Genomic DNA, 14856 nt, shown 5'->3' with positions numbered 1-14856 from the left:
TTTCTTTAGCAAGAGGGCGACCTGCTCTATAGCACTATAAATTTTTTTCTCCTATTAATCCAGTTTGTTAATGGGCGAGCTGTTACGCCAAACACCTCACGAGCTGTAGCCATTGAGCCGCCATTCTCTATATAATTTAAAGCTTTTTTTCTTAAATCATGGAGGGATGTCATGCCGCTTGATCATAGTATCCTCAGAAAAATAAAATTTAGATAACCATAGAGCCAATTTAAGTAATAGAAAAATTTTCGCTAATTAATATAGTCTACCCGAACATCTCAATGTTGGAGGAAACCGAGGATTTTCAAAAACCTACTTGGTTAATCTAGGCATTCTGGAAAGCAGGCTCGGCTTTTAATGGGAAAAACGACCATGAAACTATTACAAGTATAGAGGCTTAAAAATTTGAGGAGCATAAAAACCTTTGTCTACAGTTTCTAAAAGTCGCAGCGCTGCAGGGCTTGGAACATGGGTTCTAGATTCCCAAGATTGAACTGTCTTTACGTTTACATTTAAGGCTTTTGCAAAAATTCCTTGGGAATAAGGATTTTTCTCTCTGATTCTCTTAATATCGATAGTTTTATATTTATTTGGAGGCTCAGGGATTTCGATAAGCCCCGACTTTAAGCGTAACCTTTCTTAGTATGAGTGCTAGAACTTCTTCAAGCCCTTTAAATAACTTACTCATTTTTATTCTTTTTTTGATTGCTTTAGCTATTTGTTTTAACTCCACTTTCTCTTCTTGAGATAAATTTTCTTGCTCATTTTTTGAATAAATGAACAATGAGAAAAGAATCACTCGATCTTCTATATTTAAATAGCCTACTCTAAATCCACCCTTTTTTCCTTTAGGAGTTGATTTCAAGTGAGCTTTCCTTATTCCTCCTGTTCCAGTAATTACATCCCCTTGCTCTGAGTTTTCGGCTAAGCTTTTTTTGAAATCATCGATATCTTCTATCTTACCGAGGAAAATTTTTATAGAGATGCCAAGGTTGAATTAAGGAAAAAATACTTTTCGCCACCTTGCTTACAAGGAGATTAATAAACTAGGATTTTAGTATCAGCTATTTAATTGCGCTGCCTGAAAATATAAGTACACCCATTATAAACCGCGTGGGTAAAGATGGCAGGCCCTAAGCCCCATTTCCATTGTACAAGCCCACATGTCGCTCCCACTGCTAATAATCTCAATTGTGCTGCAAGCTGAGCATCATTGTGAGCCATTGTAAATGCATAGGTGGAAAAACATACACCCACTAACTCTGTTAGGGGGGTATCCAACATAACATTAAATTTTTTATCTAAAAACCGATTGAAGTGAGGAAGTCCGACTTGTATGATAAGATGAGGCATGCACCTAAAAACCAATTCTTCGATAATAGGAGCAACTAACACACAACCTACCAGCTCCTTTCCTTTGTCAGTGCTAAAGAATTTAGTTTTTAAGCTTGAACGCTGGCACGCGTAATCTATAGTTTTAACGCTTATGTTCTCAAAAACAACAATACTCTCATTCATGCCTGCATTAAGGGGCTTCCAAATTTTATCTTTTACACAATCTGGCACTCCACTCCAGAGGCTACACCCTGTCCGTCTAAAAATTTGCCTTCCACAAGAATACAGAGTAGGAGTAATGGGATAAAACAATAATACGCCTGCTATGCCTGCCATTGTATAGGAAACAACATTGGTAGAATTCATATTAAACTCTTTTGTGAAGTTAAAGTTAATATTATTATAATAATATAAATAATTTAAAACAATAAATCTTTTATATAAAACAATAATTAATAAATGGAGTTTATTTGATTATAAAAAGTTCTTAGAAAAATAAGATTAATTTGCACCCCCCAAAAAAAATTTATCGCCTGAATGTAGAGATTTTATAAGTATAAAATTTATTGAATAAAACTTAAGCCGATAGCTTATTAAGATAATAATCCTTCTATTTCCTACCTTTTTGTTTTCCCTGCCTATATTTATCCGATAGAAAATTTGGTGGAAAAAAACTATTTGATAGGTAGATAATTTAATATGGATGTATAATCCTATTTATATATAATCAATCTTTGGTCTATAAAATAAAGATAAACTATGAATTCAATCCTGGAAGAAATAAAACAAGACTTTATTAAACCTGCTTTTGAAAAAAAAGCGCTTCAAGCTACGGCGCGCGAGTGCGGCTATGATATTAATTTAACTTTTTCCCCTAAAGAAAAAGAGATTCTTATTAATCATTTTGTTAAGTCTCTTTTAAAAAAAATAGAAGACCATTACCAAAAAAACAGTGAATTTGCTTCGATCCGTGTCAACCTCTCAGGAAAGGTGGAAAAAATCACTCGAAGAAAATTTGAGAAGAAAAATATATGCATTGTTTCTGAAAATTCTAGAGATTTTCATGATCAGTCACTTGAAGACTTTTTTCCTGTTTTTGAAAATGTTTTGAATTATTTAAAAACTTGGAGAAGGTACAAGTACTGAGAACTCAATTGAGATTCAGATAATAAATAGGTCTAGTTTTTCAGTAGAAGAATTTTCTATCCTTGCTAAAAAATGGCGAGGATAAAAATTTTTAAAGCACCTTGTGCAAATAGCGTTGCTTATAAAACTACTTCTTAATCTGGAAGAAGCTTAGCTGGTTACCATTTCAGGCCACCCACCATCCCAGGATATCAAAGAGCCCTTCGGTGGATTTTAAAGAATTAGAGCGAGAGATAAGAGCAGAGAGGCTCTTGTTAAAAGTACTGTATTAAAACAAGCGAAGCGTCTAAAATAACCTTTTTTATGCCTTTTAATATTGTCGTTTTGATTTATGAACAAGCCTACGAAGCCTTTTTTATTGAGAATCAATCCTCATATAAGACAGACCCAATATCTTAAAGATTTAATCGACTATCGGGAACTTTTATATTTTTTTGCATGGCGCGATATTTTAGTGCGCTACAAGGAAGCTTTTTTTGGAATAGCTTGGGCAGTCATTCGCCCTCTCATCAATATGGGAATTTTTGCGCTGGTGTTTGGGAAAATCGCCCATCTCTCCTCGGGAAATATCAACTATGCTTCTTTTGTCTTAGCCGGTTTGCTTCCTTGGCAATTATGTTCTAATGCTCTAGTAGAGGGCTCAACGAGTATTCTCCATCATGCCAATCTAATCTCTAAAATTTATTTTCCTCGTATCATCATACCTACCGCACAAATTGCTGTACATTTTGCAGACTTTCTCATAGGCATGATTTTGTTATTCTTTTTTTGTTTTATTGTTCAGCCTTTAAATTTTGCCACATTGATGGGTTTACCTATCTTTATTATGCTTGCTTTGCTATTAAGTGAAGGAGGATCTCTTTGGCTTTCCGCTTTGACAGTAAAATTTAAAGATTGTAGGTTTTTAATTCCTTTTGTTGTCCAAATTGGCATGTTTATTTCTCCTGTAGGTTATAGCAGCAGCGAGATTTCTAGCCAATGGATCTGGCTATACTGCTTGAATCCTATGGTAGGAATTATAGATGGGTTCAGGTGGTCTCTTTTTGGCTTTACCTACCCTCATTTGGTTTATTCCATCGCTACTTCTGCTGTTGTTACGCTTATTTTAGTAATTACCGGTTTTCTTTATTTTCGTAAAATGGAACGCTCTTTTGTGGATAGGTTGTAAATGGGTAATTTAAATATCGTTGAAGTAAAAAATGTTTCGAAAAAGTATACGATATTTCATGATCAACCCCCCTTAGGGCAAACGACACTGGTAGAAACATTGGCTACGCACGGACGTCGTTTTTGGAAGAGAATGAGGGGCCATAAATGCCGAGCAGCAGCTGCAGAAGAAAAGCAAACAGAAGAATTTTGGGCCTTGAGAGATATTTCACTAGCCATAGAAGAAGGTGACCGATTTGGAATTATTGGCCGCAATGGTGCAGGAAAGTCTACCTTGCTAAAGTTGCTCTCACGCATCATCATGCCTTCTGACGGTGAAATTTTTCTTCGAGGAAAGATCTCCAGCCTACTGGAAGTAGGCACAGGCTTTCATCCTGAATTGACAGGAAGAGAAAATGTCTTTTTAAATGGTGCTATATTAGGAATGAGTAAACGGGAAATTGCTCGAAAATTTGATGAAATTGTGGAATTTGCAGAGATTGAAAAATTTTTAGATACGCCCGTCAAGCGCTATTCAAGTGGGATGTACACGCGCTTAGGATTTTCCATAGCCGCTTATTTAGATCCTCAGGTATTGGTCCTAGATGAAGTATTAGCGGTAGGCGATGCCCCTTTTCAAGCTAAATGTATAAAAAAAATGCGTGAGCTGGCATTGAGTGGCAGAACAATTATTTTTGTCAGCCATAATATTCATTCTTTGTTAGAAATCTGTAATAAAGGAATTTATTTAGAGAATGGGCGACAGATTGAGGTCGGTTCCATAGAAAGATGTATAAAAGCCTATGAACAAAAAATTCAAGGAAACCTGACGAGTTAAATGGTAAGAATACTTTTAAATTGTTTAGATACCTTGGGAAAATCAATGGCGGGACCGGCCATTCGTTATTGGGAATTTGCGCACGCACTTGCTAAAAGCCATCAAGTGACGCTACGTGTTCCTAATCAAACTGATCAAGTCTCTACCAACTTTACGATAAGCACAGGTCCCATCCAGTTTAAAAAGATAGATGTTATCATCACTCAAACTATCGACCCAAACCTTGCCCTCCATGCTAAGCGTCATAAAATTCCTCTTATCTATGATGCCTACGACCCTGAACCCTTAGAGCATTTAGAAATTTTCAAGCCCTCAGCACTTAAAGTAAGAAAACATCTTAATCGTGCGATTATCCATACTATTAATTTCAATCTACGCATGGCTGATGCGGTGATTTGCGCCAATCATCGGCAAAGAGATCTATGGATAGGTGCTTTATTAAGTTTAAGAAAAATTTCCCCTAGCATTTATGATCAAGATGAAACGTTACATAAACTAGTAGGCATCGCCCCTTTTGGGATTCCTTCCCGCCCTGCTATTCAATCTAACAGCGGTTTTCGCGAAAAATTTAACATTAAAGCTTCAGATAAGCTTCTCTTATGGGGAGGGGGCATTTGGAACTGGTTTGATCCTTTGACTCTTATTCGTGCGGTTAAGGAGCTATCTAAGCAAAGAAGCGATATAAAGCTGGTTTTTATGGGCATCAGGCATCCTAATGCCAGCATTCCTATCATGAGTATGGCTAATAAAGCAATTAAGCTAGCGGAAGACTTAAAAATTAAAGATCAGTTTGTTTTCTTTAATGAACAATGGATACCTTATGAAGAACGTGAAAATTTTCTTTTGGATGCAGATATTGGGGTATCCACACATTTTGAGCATTTGGAAACTCAATATTCCTTTCGCACCAGGCTCTTAGATTATATTTGGGCAGGCTTGCCCCTGATTACTACTGAGGGTGATGTCTTTGCAGAACTCGTCTTGAAAAATAAAATTGGCAAAGTGGTACCTGCACAAGATATTCAGGCTTTAGTTTTAGCGATAAGCCAGCTAATAGATAATTCAGCTGAAACGCTAAGAATAAAAAGCAAGCTTAAAGAACTAAGGGAGCAGCTTGTCTGGGAAAAAGCTGTAGTCCCTCTTGAAGAAATTATTGAGCATTTAATGAATAATCCTCTTAAAAATTATTTTGCTTATGATCTTGCCAAAATATTTTATTATCAGCTTCAAAAATGCCATCCTTGGAATTTAATAGAAAGATGGTGGGTAAGGCGGAATAATGGAATCAAAACCTAGCTTTTCTAACCATCGCAAGGTTGATATCCTGCTGGCCACTTATAATGGAGAAAGGTACTTAGCAGAGCAAATAGAGTCTTTGTTAAATCAAACCTATCCTGCTATTCATCTTTTAATTCGAGATGATGCTTCTATAGATAATACCCCCTTAATTATTAAAAGCTATCTTTCCAAGTTTCCTGATAGGATAACCTTTTTCCAAGGTAGAAAGCGTCAAGGCGTGAAAGCTAATTTTTCTCAGCTGATGAAAGCTTCAACCTCTTCTTATCTCATGTTTTCTGACCAAGATGATGTATGGAAGCCTAATAAAGTTGAAAAATCTCTTTCTTGTATGCTAGCCATGGAAAATCAGTATGGGGAACTTCCTTTGCTAGTCCATAGCGACCTCACCGTGGTAGATGAAAATTTACATCTGTTGGACCCCTCTTTTTGGCATTATACTCATCTTAAGCCCCATCATTCTTCTAGCTTAAATAGATTATTAACTCAAAATGGAGTGACTGGGTGCACGATAATGATCAATCGCCTCCTGAATGAAATGGCCAGGCCCATCCCTCATGAAGCTTTTATGCATGATTGGTGGTTAGCTTTAACCGCCTCGGCATTCGGCCAAATAGGGGTCATTAATGAGGCTACTCTTTACTACAGGCAACATTCCACAAATACATTAGGTGCGCAAAAATTTTTTAATTTCTATAATATGAAAAAAAAATTGCATAAATGGCGCCAGACCGATGAAAAGAAATTTCAACAGGCTTTAATTTTCTATCAGCGCTATCAGAAGTTGCTAAGTCTTTCGCAACAAAAGATTCTAAAAGATTTCTTAAAGCTTGCTCAGCTTCCTTGGATGAAGAGAAAAAAAACAGTTTATTGTCATGGGTTTTTTAAGCAGGGATGGGTGCGAAACCTAGCGGATTTTTTCTTAGGGTGATAGGGGAAAGCAGCTCCTCACCCTTAAAAATACCTTATTCACATTAAACAATGCTTATAGAGAGCAGGTATGCTAGCAAATGCCAATTTATTAAAATTTTCTTTTTGGGTATGGCCCTATTTTGCCATGCTCGTCATAGGCTTAACGTTTCCCTCAGACGGTAACCATGGAATGATGACTCCTAAAAGTGGGTTATTCCTTGGGTGTTTTTGTTTAATGATTTTTTATAGCTTTTTTAGAATGCGTTTGACAATGCATCAACTGCGCCTCATCTGTTTTGCTTGCATTTCCTTAAGTTTTTTGTTGATTTGGATGTTTATTGGTCATTGGCAAAAAAATGAATGGTTAAATAGCGGCTTCGATCAATTTAAAATTTTTTCCATCACCATTGCGACTGTCATCATGACGTTGAATCTGGTGCACGAAGATTTAACTACTAAAGAAAAAATTTTAAAAGCGATTATCTATTCTAATTTTGCCTACTCAGCCATTAAAGTGGCCATAGTCATTCTCCATGTTTTGAAAATTATAGACATGTTTCATTTATTAGAACTTTTAGGGATTCGTTATATGAGCATGGCCATGCTTCAAGGTAACTTATCCCGTTTGCAAACCTCAGTAGATATTATCACTCCTTTTTTACTGCTCTTCGTATTACAAGGTCATCGATTAAACTTAGGATTAAGTAAAAGCTTTAAGGGATTATTTCTGCTAATTACTTTGCCTGCGATTTTTCTTAGCTTTTCACGCTTCCTCTATGGGGTGGTGGGAATAAGTATAATTTTATACGCCTTTACCTTAAGCTTTAAAGGATTTTTCAGAATGATGATTTTAACCATTCTAGTCGCTATTTTAGGATTAAGCTGGATAGGAATAGAAAAAGTACAAATTCTTATTTATGAGCGTTTTTTTAGCTATGATAACCAGATGTCTGACCAAGTGCGCGTAGATCAGATTAACGCCCTAATGGAAGAGCTCGATATTTATCCTTTATTGGGGAAAGGTCTTGGAGGATATGTGGAAAAGTTAGTAAGAGGGGGTGATTTGCACCATTCTTATGAAGTTCAATGGATTGCTTTTCTGATGCAATTTGGAATCTTAGGCTTTATTATTTTGATGATGCCGGTAGGCATTATAGCTTACAAACTATTTGCGCCGCCCTTTAATCGATTAAAGCTGTCCTTTTTAGGTCTTTTTGGTGTATGGCTTCTCTCTGGGTTTACTAATCCTTTTCTTATTTCTTTAACAAGTGGTATTGTTTACTCAATGTTTCTATTGGTAAGTGATATATTAAAAATACCCTCCCAGCACGAAAAGGGTCGTTGTGAGCTTGTATGATGAATAAAGTGAAAAGATTGGGTAGGATTTCTGCTAAATACTTAGGTGTCTCCGCGAGATATTTATTACGCGGTTTTCAAAAAAAATGCTTTTCTTCTTATTTACTCTCTTATTTTAAGCAGCATTTTTTATATATAGAAAAATTCACTAAACATTTAGAGGAAAATATAGAGCTTGAGGATAATCAATCCATTAAATGGAATAGATTAAAAGAAACTGTGCAAGGCTTGCATGCTCTCCTTCCAGACAATAACAGATTTTATTACTCTATCTTAATTGATGCGACCCAGTGCCCCAAAAAGTATCTTAAGCAAACCCTTAAAGCAGCTTTAGACCTAACAGCTCCCTATAAAGAAATTTTATTAGCTATTTCCAAAGAGTCGCAGAGCGAAATAGAAAAATTACTCAAGCATTTTATTCCTAACGAGTTGGTCAGCTTAAAGGTATTTAATTTTGAAAAAAATCTTCTGGCAAGTGATGTGATGAATGCTTTAGCTAGCATCTCTGAGGGCAATTACTTGTTTATCTTGCCGGTAGGGGATTGGATGAGGCCTGATCTACTCTATCGCTATGAGCAAACTCTTAATTTTATGGCTGCAAAAGATTTTACTGTATTGTTTTGTGATGAATATCAGATCAATAGTCGCTGCATGCCCCTTCCAAAGACTCGTACTCTTAAGCCGCAACGGCCTTGTTTTCCCTACATATTTAATGATGATTTAGGTCATACTTTACTTATTCCTAAAAAGCTTTGGGAAAAAATTGGAGGATTGCTTAAAGAAAGTGAGGGAATACACACTTTTGACTTACCTTTAAGATTAGATGCAGCCGGGGCTTTATTTCATAAAGTGCCTTTGCCTCTCTATGCAATTAGAGAAGAAAATAAAATTAAGCAAGAGACCCATTATTCAACTTTGCCTGCGTTAAAAAATATTCTTAAATCTTTTGAAAATTATTCAAAAAGTAAAAAATTAAACTGGCATTGGACGCCCGGCTATTCCAAATCTAGCGTAAGGGCCATCCCTCAACTTCTTAGCATTCCTGAAGTGCATGTAATCATGCTTTATAAAGATCATTGTCGTCTCACCTTATCTGCTGTCAGCCATATCATGAAGCAAAAAAATGTCCGCGTGAGAATGACTGCCATTGATAATAATAGCCAAGACTTTTCTATAGCAGAAAGATTGAAGGAATTAGGGGTAGAAGTTATTCGAATAGAGGAGCCCTTTAATTATTCACGTTTAAACAATATGGCGGTTAGAGAAACTAAAATAGCTAAAGATATAGAAAATATCCTTTTCCTTAACAATGATGTAGACTTAGATGCCGACGGTTTAATAGAGATGTGCCGGTGGATCGAACAGCCTGGAATTGGATTAGTCGGTTGCCGTTTAAATTATCCTAATGGCTTATTGCAGCATGGAGGCGTGATCGTTGAAGCCTCAGGAGCCGCTTTTATGAAATCTTGGCACCATGAAGAGAGGCTTGAAAAATTTCACCATCTTAGGAAAACTAATTTTTTAAGAGTATCAGCAGCCGTTACAGCTGCTTGCTGCATGATTAAAAAGAAGACCTTTCTTGAAGTGGACGGATTTGATGAGATATGGTTTCCTGTAGCTTTTAGTGATACTGCCCTAGCAGTTAAAGTGCGTGCAAAAGGGCTGCACTGTTTATATACTCCCTTTGCAGTAGGAGTTCATCATGAGAGCATTTCTCGTAAGAAAGTCAATATAGAGGACTATGAGACTTTGTCCTGGGTACATCGTCGATTTGTGCAGAAATTATGGGAGAATGAAAAAATTCACTTCGAAGATCTTGAAAAGACAGAATATTAGAGAGATTATTGAAAATAAAAATGAGTGAAAATGTTATTTAATTCTTATTTTTTCATCTTTATCTATCTTCCTATCGTGGTAGCAATATTTTTTGTTTGCTGCTATTTTCACCTCAAAAAAGGTGCTCAGCTATTTTTGCTAATCAGTTCTTTAATCTTTTATGCTTACTGGGATGTGCGGTTTGTTCCTTTATTATGTGCATCTATTTTTTTTAATTATATAGCAGGCAATCAGATATATAATGCTTCTACAAGCCAATTAAAAAAGCTTTATCTATTATTAAGCTTAACATTCAATCTGGCTCTTTTACTTTATTTTAAATATCTTAATTTTTTTATTAGCAGTGCTAACTATTTTTTATCTTCTGAGGTAAAATTATTAGATATCATTCTACCCCTAGGAATCTCTTTTTTTACATTTACTCAAATAGCCTATCTTGTAGATGTTTATCAAGCGAGGGCCGTTCCGGGAGGGTGGTGCTCTTACAGCCTATTCGTAACAGTTTTTCCTCATTTAATCGCAGGTCCAGTCTTACACCATAAAGAAATGATTACACAATTTGACAACCCTGCCAACTATCAATGGTCTAGTTACAATTTTGCCCAAGGAACATTTTTATTCGTCATAGGATTAGCCAAAAAAGTCCTCATTGCTGATGCCATGTATAGATATGTCACCCCGGTTTTTGATCAAAATCAAACTTTAATCCCTTTTTTACAAGCCTGGATAGGGGCCTTAGCTTATTCTATAGAGCTTTATTTTGATTTCTCCGGCTATTCAGATATGGCTGTTGGATTAGGGCTCTACTTTAATATTCAATTGCCGCTTAATTTTAACTCTCCTTATCAAGCCACCTCAATGATTGATTTTTGGCGCCGGTGGCATATCTCGCTCTCTAATTTTTTGAGAGATTATTTATATATACCTTTAGGAGGTAACAGATATGGAGAAACCCGTAAATTAGCTAATCTGCTAATTACTATGCTCCTTGGTGGGGCTTGGCATGGAGCTAATTGGACCTTTGTAGTATGGGGCCTCTGCCACGGTTTTTTTCTTATGATTAATCATTTATGGCGCAAGCTTAATGTTAATTTATCACCTCTTTTAGGACAGCTGCTTACTTTTTTCTGCGTCGTAGTGGCTTTTGCTATCTTCCGCTCCCCTGATTTACCTAGAGCTTGGATGATATTAAAGGGATTGTTTGGCTACAATGGAATAATCCTTCCTGAGAAATATGAATATAGCTTAGCTTTTTTGAAAGCTTATGGAGTGGCTTTTGAAAGGCTTCATTTTTCCAATGTACGCCTCTACGATTTGCTAAAAATTTTAGCCTGCCTGTTAGCTATCTTATTACTTCCCAATAGCATGTGGTGGAAAGAACGTTTTATAAGATATCCTATTTTAGCGGGATTAGGCTTAAGTGCGCTTTTTATTATTTGCCTGATAGATTTGGATGCAGTCACAGAATTTCTTTATTATCAATTTTAATATGTCTGATAAAAATCCTTGTCTCTTTATTATTACTTTTTTTATTTCTAGCCTATTTGCTCTTGTTTCTATTGTCTCCTTTAACTATTTAATAGACCCTTTTGATTACTTTAAGTCTCCTCTAATTGTTGGATTTAATGATAAAAAATTAGAGAGTACACAGGAAAGGTTTGATAAGGCAGCTAAGATTATAGCTAAAAAGCCCACAGCAATCATGTTAGGATCCTCACGGGTACGTGCAGGTTTTCCATTGACCTATTATAATCAATTAGTTGGAGGGCAAGCTTATAAAGCTGCATTCTCAGGAGCTCGCTTTGATGAGATCTTTGGCTATTTTGAACATGCTTTACATAACCAACCTGATCTGAAAGCAGTTTTTCTTTGTTTAGACTTTTTCGCATTTGCAAGCAATCTGGAACCTGTAGCAGAGTATAGGGAAGATCGATTGAGAAGGGCTTCTCTCTCTTTTTCTGACTGGGCCCAGTGCTTATTGTCACGAAAAACTATTAAATTTAGTTGGTCTACTTTTAAACACAATGTAAATCCTAAAAAGCTAGAAGAGGTGGCTGGCTATTATGTTAAGATTGATGAAAATGATTTCATCCTTCTTAATCCAATAATCGTCGAAAACCCTGTGCAATTTTTGAAAGAAGAGAAGAGGTTAATCTTCAATAATTATGAAATTGATGATAAAAAAGTGGCTATGTTTAGAAAGCTTGTGCGGAGGTGTCAGGAAAACAATATTGATTTGAAAGTAGTGTTTAGTCCAGCCCATGTTTACTATTGGGAAGCGCTTTATCAAGGTAATTGTTGGAAAGCTTTAGAAAATTTGAAACGCCAGCTAAGTGCTATTTACCCTATCTACGATTTCTCCGGCTTCTGCGCTTTTAATCAAGAAGATTTATCAATAGGTAACTCTAATAGACGTTTTTTCGAGGTCTCTCACTTTACCCCTTTGTATGGGCAAATTATACTTGATCGTGTGTATGGGAAAGAAAATAGGGATCTAGAGGCTGGTTTTTTATTAAATCCGCAAACAGTTGAATTACATCTAGCAAAAATACGTAAGCAAAGGGATGACTGGGTAGGAAAAAATGCTGAGGTGGCTATTTGGCTGCGAGAACAATTAAATATTTAAAATAATAGCTTTTTAATGTTATTTAAAGAAAATCCTTGTCTAGAGCCTAGAAAGGGAATTACCTTTACTCCGAGCTCTTTTTTTCCTTAAAAAGGAGCTATTTTATTAAATATGATTGTGTAAGAAGCTAATTAAAAGGCTATAAGCAGCCCTGTATACTAACATCTACTCTTAAAAAAAACAGGTCCTTCATTAAAAAGCCATGAAGAAAAATTTGCCTTAAAAAAAGTAGTTTTTCTTAAAGCTTATAATCTTAAAAATTTAAGTGCAATTAGCCAGAATATATAGTTATTTAAATTCTATTTTTCTAAGGATATATGTATAATCCACTGGCATGGTATATTCACACGATTTAAGAAAAAAAGCTTTGAATTATATAGAGAATGGCGGCTCCATGGTCACAGCTAGTGAGGTGTTTGGCGTAACAGTTCGCACCTTAACAAACTGGATTAAGCGGGAAAAACAAGGTTGTCTAGCTCCTAAAAAAAGGCGGCAGAGCCCCAGTAAAATTGATAGTGAAAAGCTAAAATTATATATAAAACAAACTCCTGATGCCTATCTTAGGGAAATAGCTGAGGCATTCGGAGTGACAATAGCTGCAGTTTTTTATGCCTGTAAAAGACTGAAAATCACTTTAAAAAAAAGACACCCTTCTACAAGGAAAGAGATGAGAATAAGCGAGAGAAATTTAGGCAAAAGCTAGAAAACATTCGGGAAGAAAATAGAATTTACATAGATGAAAGCGGGATAAATACCTACCTACAGCGCCAACATTCAAGATCACCTATAGGGGAAAAGATTTATGGTGCTATAGCAGGTCGTTCATTTGCTAGAGAAAGCTTTATAGCAGTTAAATGCAAGTCTAAAATTTTAGCTCCTTTTTGTTATACAGATACTTGTCATTCTCTTTTGTTTAACTTTTGGTTAGAAAAAATATTGATACCCGAACTTAAAGCAGGGCAAGTTCTGATTATGGATAATGCTACCTTCCATAAATCGCAAGCCACTCATGAGCTTATCAAAAAGGCAGAGTGTGAGATTTTATTTCTACCGCCTTATTCTCCAGATTTAAACCCTATTGAAACCTTTTGGGCTAATTTTAAGAAGATCGTAGCAGCAAACTTAAGTAAGTCTTCGACTCTTGCTCCGACCATTGATTACTTTTTTTAAGTATAGGTGAATGATAAGAAATTTAAACCACTATAAATAGATGCAGCCCTTGCCATGGATGAAAGAGGAAAAGAACTATGCTTCTACGTTTTTTGAGCAACCCTTTATACAATCGTAGGCTTTATAGATGCATCTTTTTAAATAGAGAAGTAACTTCCAAAGCATTGGATAGGCAGGCTTCATAAGCCCGCCACTTTTTATCCTTTGGCTTTCTTCTCATTTTTTTTTTTTTAATCTTTTTAACCCTTTTCCCCTAATCACTTGCAGTTTCGCCATGGATGTATTCTATTTCTCTCTGTAAAACTGGGATAAAAAATTTTAATATGCTTTACTTTATTGACGTAGGAAATTTCGATGAGCTTTTTCCCACGAGTAAAATACTTTTGTTTGGCTCTCTACATCGTAACGTACTTGGATGCTAATATAAGGGTAAGGATGGCGATTATCAAAGTTACGCCCCTCCTTTTTTTTGAAAAGCTTTACAAACACTTCTTTATTCATCCAGGGCAATGTAGAGACATTAGTATCTTGCTTTTCATAACGGCTAAACTCTTGAAAATCTTTTAGCCCTTTATATTTAGGTGTTTCTAAATAATAGCCGTGAATAAGCTTAATAATTTCTTCCGGTTTGTTTTCCCATCCTTGGATATAAAAAGAGACCTCTGCGCCGATCATATGCTTAGATGATTGGTTTTCTATAGAATCATCTACATAGATATTATGCTGAGGGCAGCGATGCCCTGAGGTAATCACAATTTTTCTACCCGATTTATGCTGAAGGTAATTAAGTAAATTAATTAGAATGGGGTAGACAAATTCTTTATCGTGATGTAAAGGCAAACTATGGCGTTCTGCTCCTCCACAGTCAAAAAAACGTAAGGTCTCTTGCTTGCGATGAACGACATGCGGAGGGTTTAGGCTACTGCCTTTACAACGAAAATACTCTTTAGTGATAGAATCAAAAGAATGATTTTCCCAGGAATATAGAATGGGAGCTGATTGAGTAGCGGGCTCTGGTTTAAAAAGATATTCGTTGTGGCGGCGATAGATATATTCTCCTATAGCATTTTGCAGCCGTGCACGTTCACTTTCTGCTTCCTCAGAAAAAAAACAGCTGCTAAGAAGAAAGGCCAGAAGGAAAGTTGAAATAATAGAAAAGTAGCGCATATGAATAAATTAACTAAAATTGGAATCA

At 36.0% G+C, this 14856-nt stretch carries 14 protein-coding genes and 1 pseudogene; 11 read left to right on the top strand and 4 right to left on the bottom strand.

The annotated features are described in order from the left end of the window. Positions 1-26: 26 nt before the first annotated feature. The 3 genes from NEOC65_RS09945 to NEOC65_RS04155 all read right to left on the bottom strand — a co-directional run bounded on the left by NEOC65_RS09945 (position 27) and on the right by NEOC65_RS04155 (position 1701). A complete protein-coding gene (locus NEOC65_RS09945) occupies positions 27-173 on the bottom strand; it encodes an IS630 transposase-related protein (RefSeq protein WP_166157543.1) in 147 nt (48 codons plus the stop codon). A 425-nt stretch (positions 174-598) separates the two neighbouring features. Next, positions 599-880 carry a type II toxin-antitoxin system RelE/ParE family toxin gene (locus tag NEOC65_RS04160; protein WP_502710276.1) on the bottom strand — a complete coding sequence of 94 codons (282 nt, stop codon included), beginning with the start codon at positions 878-880 and terminating at the stop codon, positions 599-601. A gap of 188 nt (positions 881-1068) precedes the next feature. Beyond that, the gene (locus NEOC65_RS04155; protein WP_166157546.1) at positions 1069-1701 is read right to left on the bottom strand and encodes a CPBP family intramembrane glutamic endopeptidase; all 633 of its coding nucleotides are present in this window, start codon (positions 1699-1701) and stop codon (positions 1069-1071) included. A gap of 393 nt (positions 1702-2094) precedes the next feature. On the opposite strand from NEOC65_RS04155, the gene NEOC65_RS04150 reads away from it, so the two are divergent. The 11 genes and pseudogenes from NEOC65_RS04150 to NEOC65_RS04100 form a co-directional block, all read left to right on the top strand. After that, positions 2095-2481, top strand: coding sequence for a hypothetical protein (locus tag NEOC65_RS04150; RefSeq protein WP_166157549.1), 387 nt, complete (start codon positions 2095-2097; stop codon positions 2479-2481). Between the two features lie 331 nt (positions 2482-2812). Further along, positions 2813-3649, top strand: a complete 837-nt coding sequence (locus NEOC65_RS04145; protein ID WP_166157552.1) for an ABC transporter permease — start codon at positions 2813-2815, stop codon at positions 3647-3649. Further along, positions 3650-4465, top strand: coding sequence for an ABC transporter ATP-binding protein (locus tag NEOC65_RS04140; RefSeq protein WP_166157555.1), 816 nt, complete (start codon positions 3650-3652; stop codon positions 4463-4465). Beyond that, on the top strand, positions 4466-5761 hold the full coding sequence (locus NEOC65_RS04135) for a glycosyltransferase (RefSeq protein WP_166157558.1): 1296 nt from the start codon (positions 4466-4468) through the stop codon (positions 5759-5761). Next, positions 5745-6692 carry a glycosyltransferase family 2 protein gene (locus NEOC65_RS04130; RefSeq protein WP_166157561.1) on the top strand — a complete coding sequence of 316 codons (948 nt, stop codon included), beginning with the start codon at positions 5745-5747 and terminating at the stop codon, positions 6690-6692. Before NEOC65_RS04135 ends, NEOC65_RS04130 begins: the two co-directional genes overlap by 17 nt. A 69-nt stretch (positions 6693-6761) precedes the next feature. Beyond that, entirely contained in the window at positions 6762-8030 is a 1269-nt protein-coding gene (locus NEOC65_RS04125; RefSeq protein WP_213155817.1) for an O-antigen ligase family protein, read from the top strand. Then, positions 8027-9865, top strand: coding sequence for a glycosyltransferase family protein (locus tag NEOC65_RS04120; RefSeq protein ID WP_213155815.1), 1839 nt, complete (start codon positions 8027-8029; stop codon positions 9863-9865). Before NEOC65_RS04125 ends, NEOC65_RS04120 begins: the two co-directional genes overlap by 4 nt. Before the next feature lie 30 nt (positions 9866-9895). Further along, a complete protein-coding gene (locus tag NEOC65_RS04115; RefSeq protein WP_213155814.1) occupies positions 9896-11353 on the top strand; it encodes an MBOAT family O-acyltransferase in 1458 nt (485 codons plus the stop codon). Beyond that, positions 11319-12491, top strand: a complete 1173-nt coding sequence (locus tag NEOC65_RS04110) for a hypothetical protein (protein WP_213155811.1) — start codon at positions 11319-11321, stop codon at positions 12489-12491. The genes NEOC65_RS04115 and NEOC65_RS04110 overlap by 35 nt, the downstream gene beginning before the upstream one ends. 334 nt (positions 12492-12825) lie before the next feature. Next, the gene (locus NEOC65_RS04105) at positions 12826-13194 is read left to right on the top strand and encodes an IS630 transposase-related protein (RefSeq protein ID WP_213155810.1); all 369 of its coding nucleotides are present in this window, start codon (positions 12826-12828) and stop codon (positions 13192-13194) included. After that, positions 13185-13661 (top strand): annotated as a pseudogene (locus NEOC65_RS04100) (transposase); the annotation flags it as partial. The gene NEOC65_RS04105 and the pseudogene NEOC65_RS04100, both read left to right, overlap by 10 nt. Positions 13662-13994: 333 nt before the next feature. Here the strand turns inward: NEOC65_RS04100 and NEOC65_RS04095 are convergent. Beyond that, a complete protein-coding gene (locus NEOC65_RS04095) occupies positions 13995-14828 on the bottom strand; it encodes a D-Ala-D-Ala carboxypeptidase family metallohydrolase (RefSeq protein WP_166157057.1) in 834 nt (277 codons plus the stop codon). Positions 14829-14856: the final 28 nt, after the last annotated feature.

This window comes from Neochlamydia sp. AcF65 (genome assembly GCF_018342435.1).
In the GTDB taxonomy this organism is placed as follows: domain Bacteria; phylum Chlamydiota; class Chlamydiia; order Chlamydiales; family Parachlamydiaceae; genus Neochlamydia.
The sequence above is the reverse complement of the archived record's forward strand: the minus strand, read 5'-3'. Positions and strand labels throughout refer to the sequence as shown.

What these genes read in the sequence shown, in the direction of transcription:
- NEOC65_RS09945 (WP_166157543.1), bottom strand. Translation starts at nt 173, where the DNA reads ATGACATCCCTCCATGATTTAAGAAAAAAAGCTTTAAATTATATAGAG.
- NEOC65_RS04155 (WP_166157546.1), bottom strand. Translation starts at nt 1,701, where the DNA reads ATGAATTCTACCAATGTTGTTTCCTATACAATGGCAGGCATAGCAGGC.
- NEOC65_RS04150 (WP_166157549.1), top strand. Translation starts at nt 2,095, where the DNA reads ATGAATTCAATCCTGGAAGAAATAAAACAAGACTTTATTAAACCTGCT.
- NEOC65_RS04145 (WP_166157552.1), top strand. Translation starts at nt 2,813, where the DNA reads ATGAACAAGCCTACGAAGCCTTTTTTATTGAGAATCAATCCTCATATA.
- NEOC65_RS04140 (WP_166157555.1), top strand. Translation starts at nt 3,650, where the DNA reads ATGGGTAATTTAAATATCGTTGAAGTAAAAAATGTTTCGAAAAAGTAT.
- NEOC65_RS04135 (WP_166157558.1), top strand. Translation starts at nt 4,466, where the DNA reads ATGGTAAGAATACTTTTAAATTGTTTAGATACCTTGGGAAAATCAATG.
- NEOC65_RS04130 (WP_166157561.1), top strand. Translation starts at nt 5,745, where the DNA reads ATGGAATCAAAACCTAGCTTTTCTAACCATCGCAAGGTTGATATCCTG.
- NEOC65_RS04125 (WP_213155817.1), top strand. Translation starts at nt 6,762, where the DNA reads ATGCTAGCAAATGCCAATTTATTAAAATTTTCTTTTTGGGTATGGCCC.
- NEOC65_RS04120 (WP_213155815.1), top strand. Translation starts at nt 8,027, where the DNA reads ATGATGAATAAAGTGAAAAGATTGGGTAGGATTTCTGCTAAATACTTA.
- NEOC65_RS04115 (WP_213155814.1), top strand. Translation starts at nt 9,896, where the DNA reads ATGTTATTTAATTCTTATTTTTTCATCTTTATCTATCTTCCTATCGTG.
- NEOC65_RS04110 (WP_213155811.1), top strand. Translation starts at nt 11,319, where the DNA reads ATGCAGTCACAGAATTTCTTTATTATCAATTTTAATATGTCTGATAAA.
- NEOC65_RS04105 (WP_213155810.1), top strand. Translation starts at nt 12,826, where the DNA reads ATGGTATATTCACACGATTTAAGAAAAAAAGCTTTGAATTATATAGAG.
- NEOC65_RS04095 (WP_166157057.1), bottom strand. Translation starts at nt 14,828, where the DNA reads ATGCGCTACTTTTCTATTATTTCAACTTTCCTTCTGGCCTTTCTTCTT.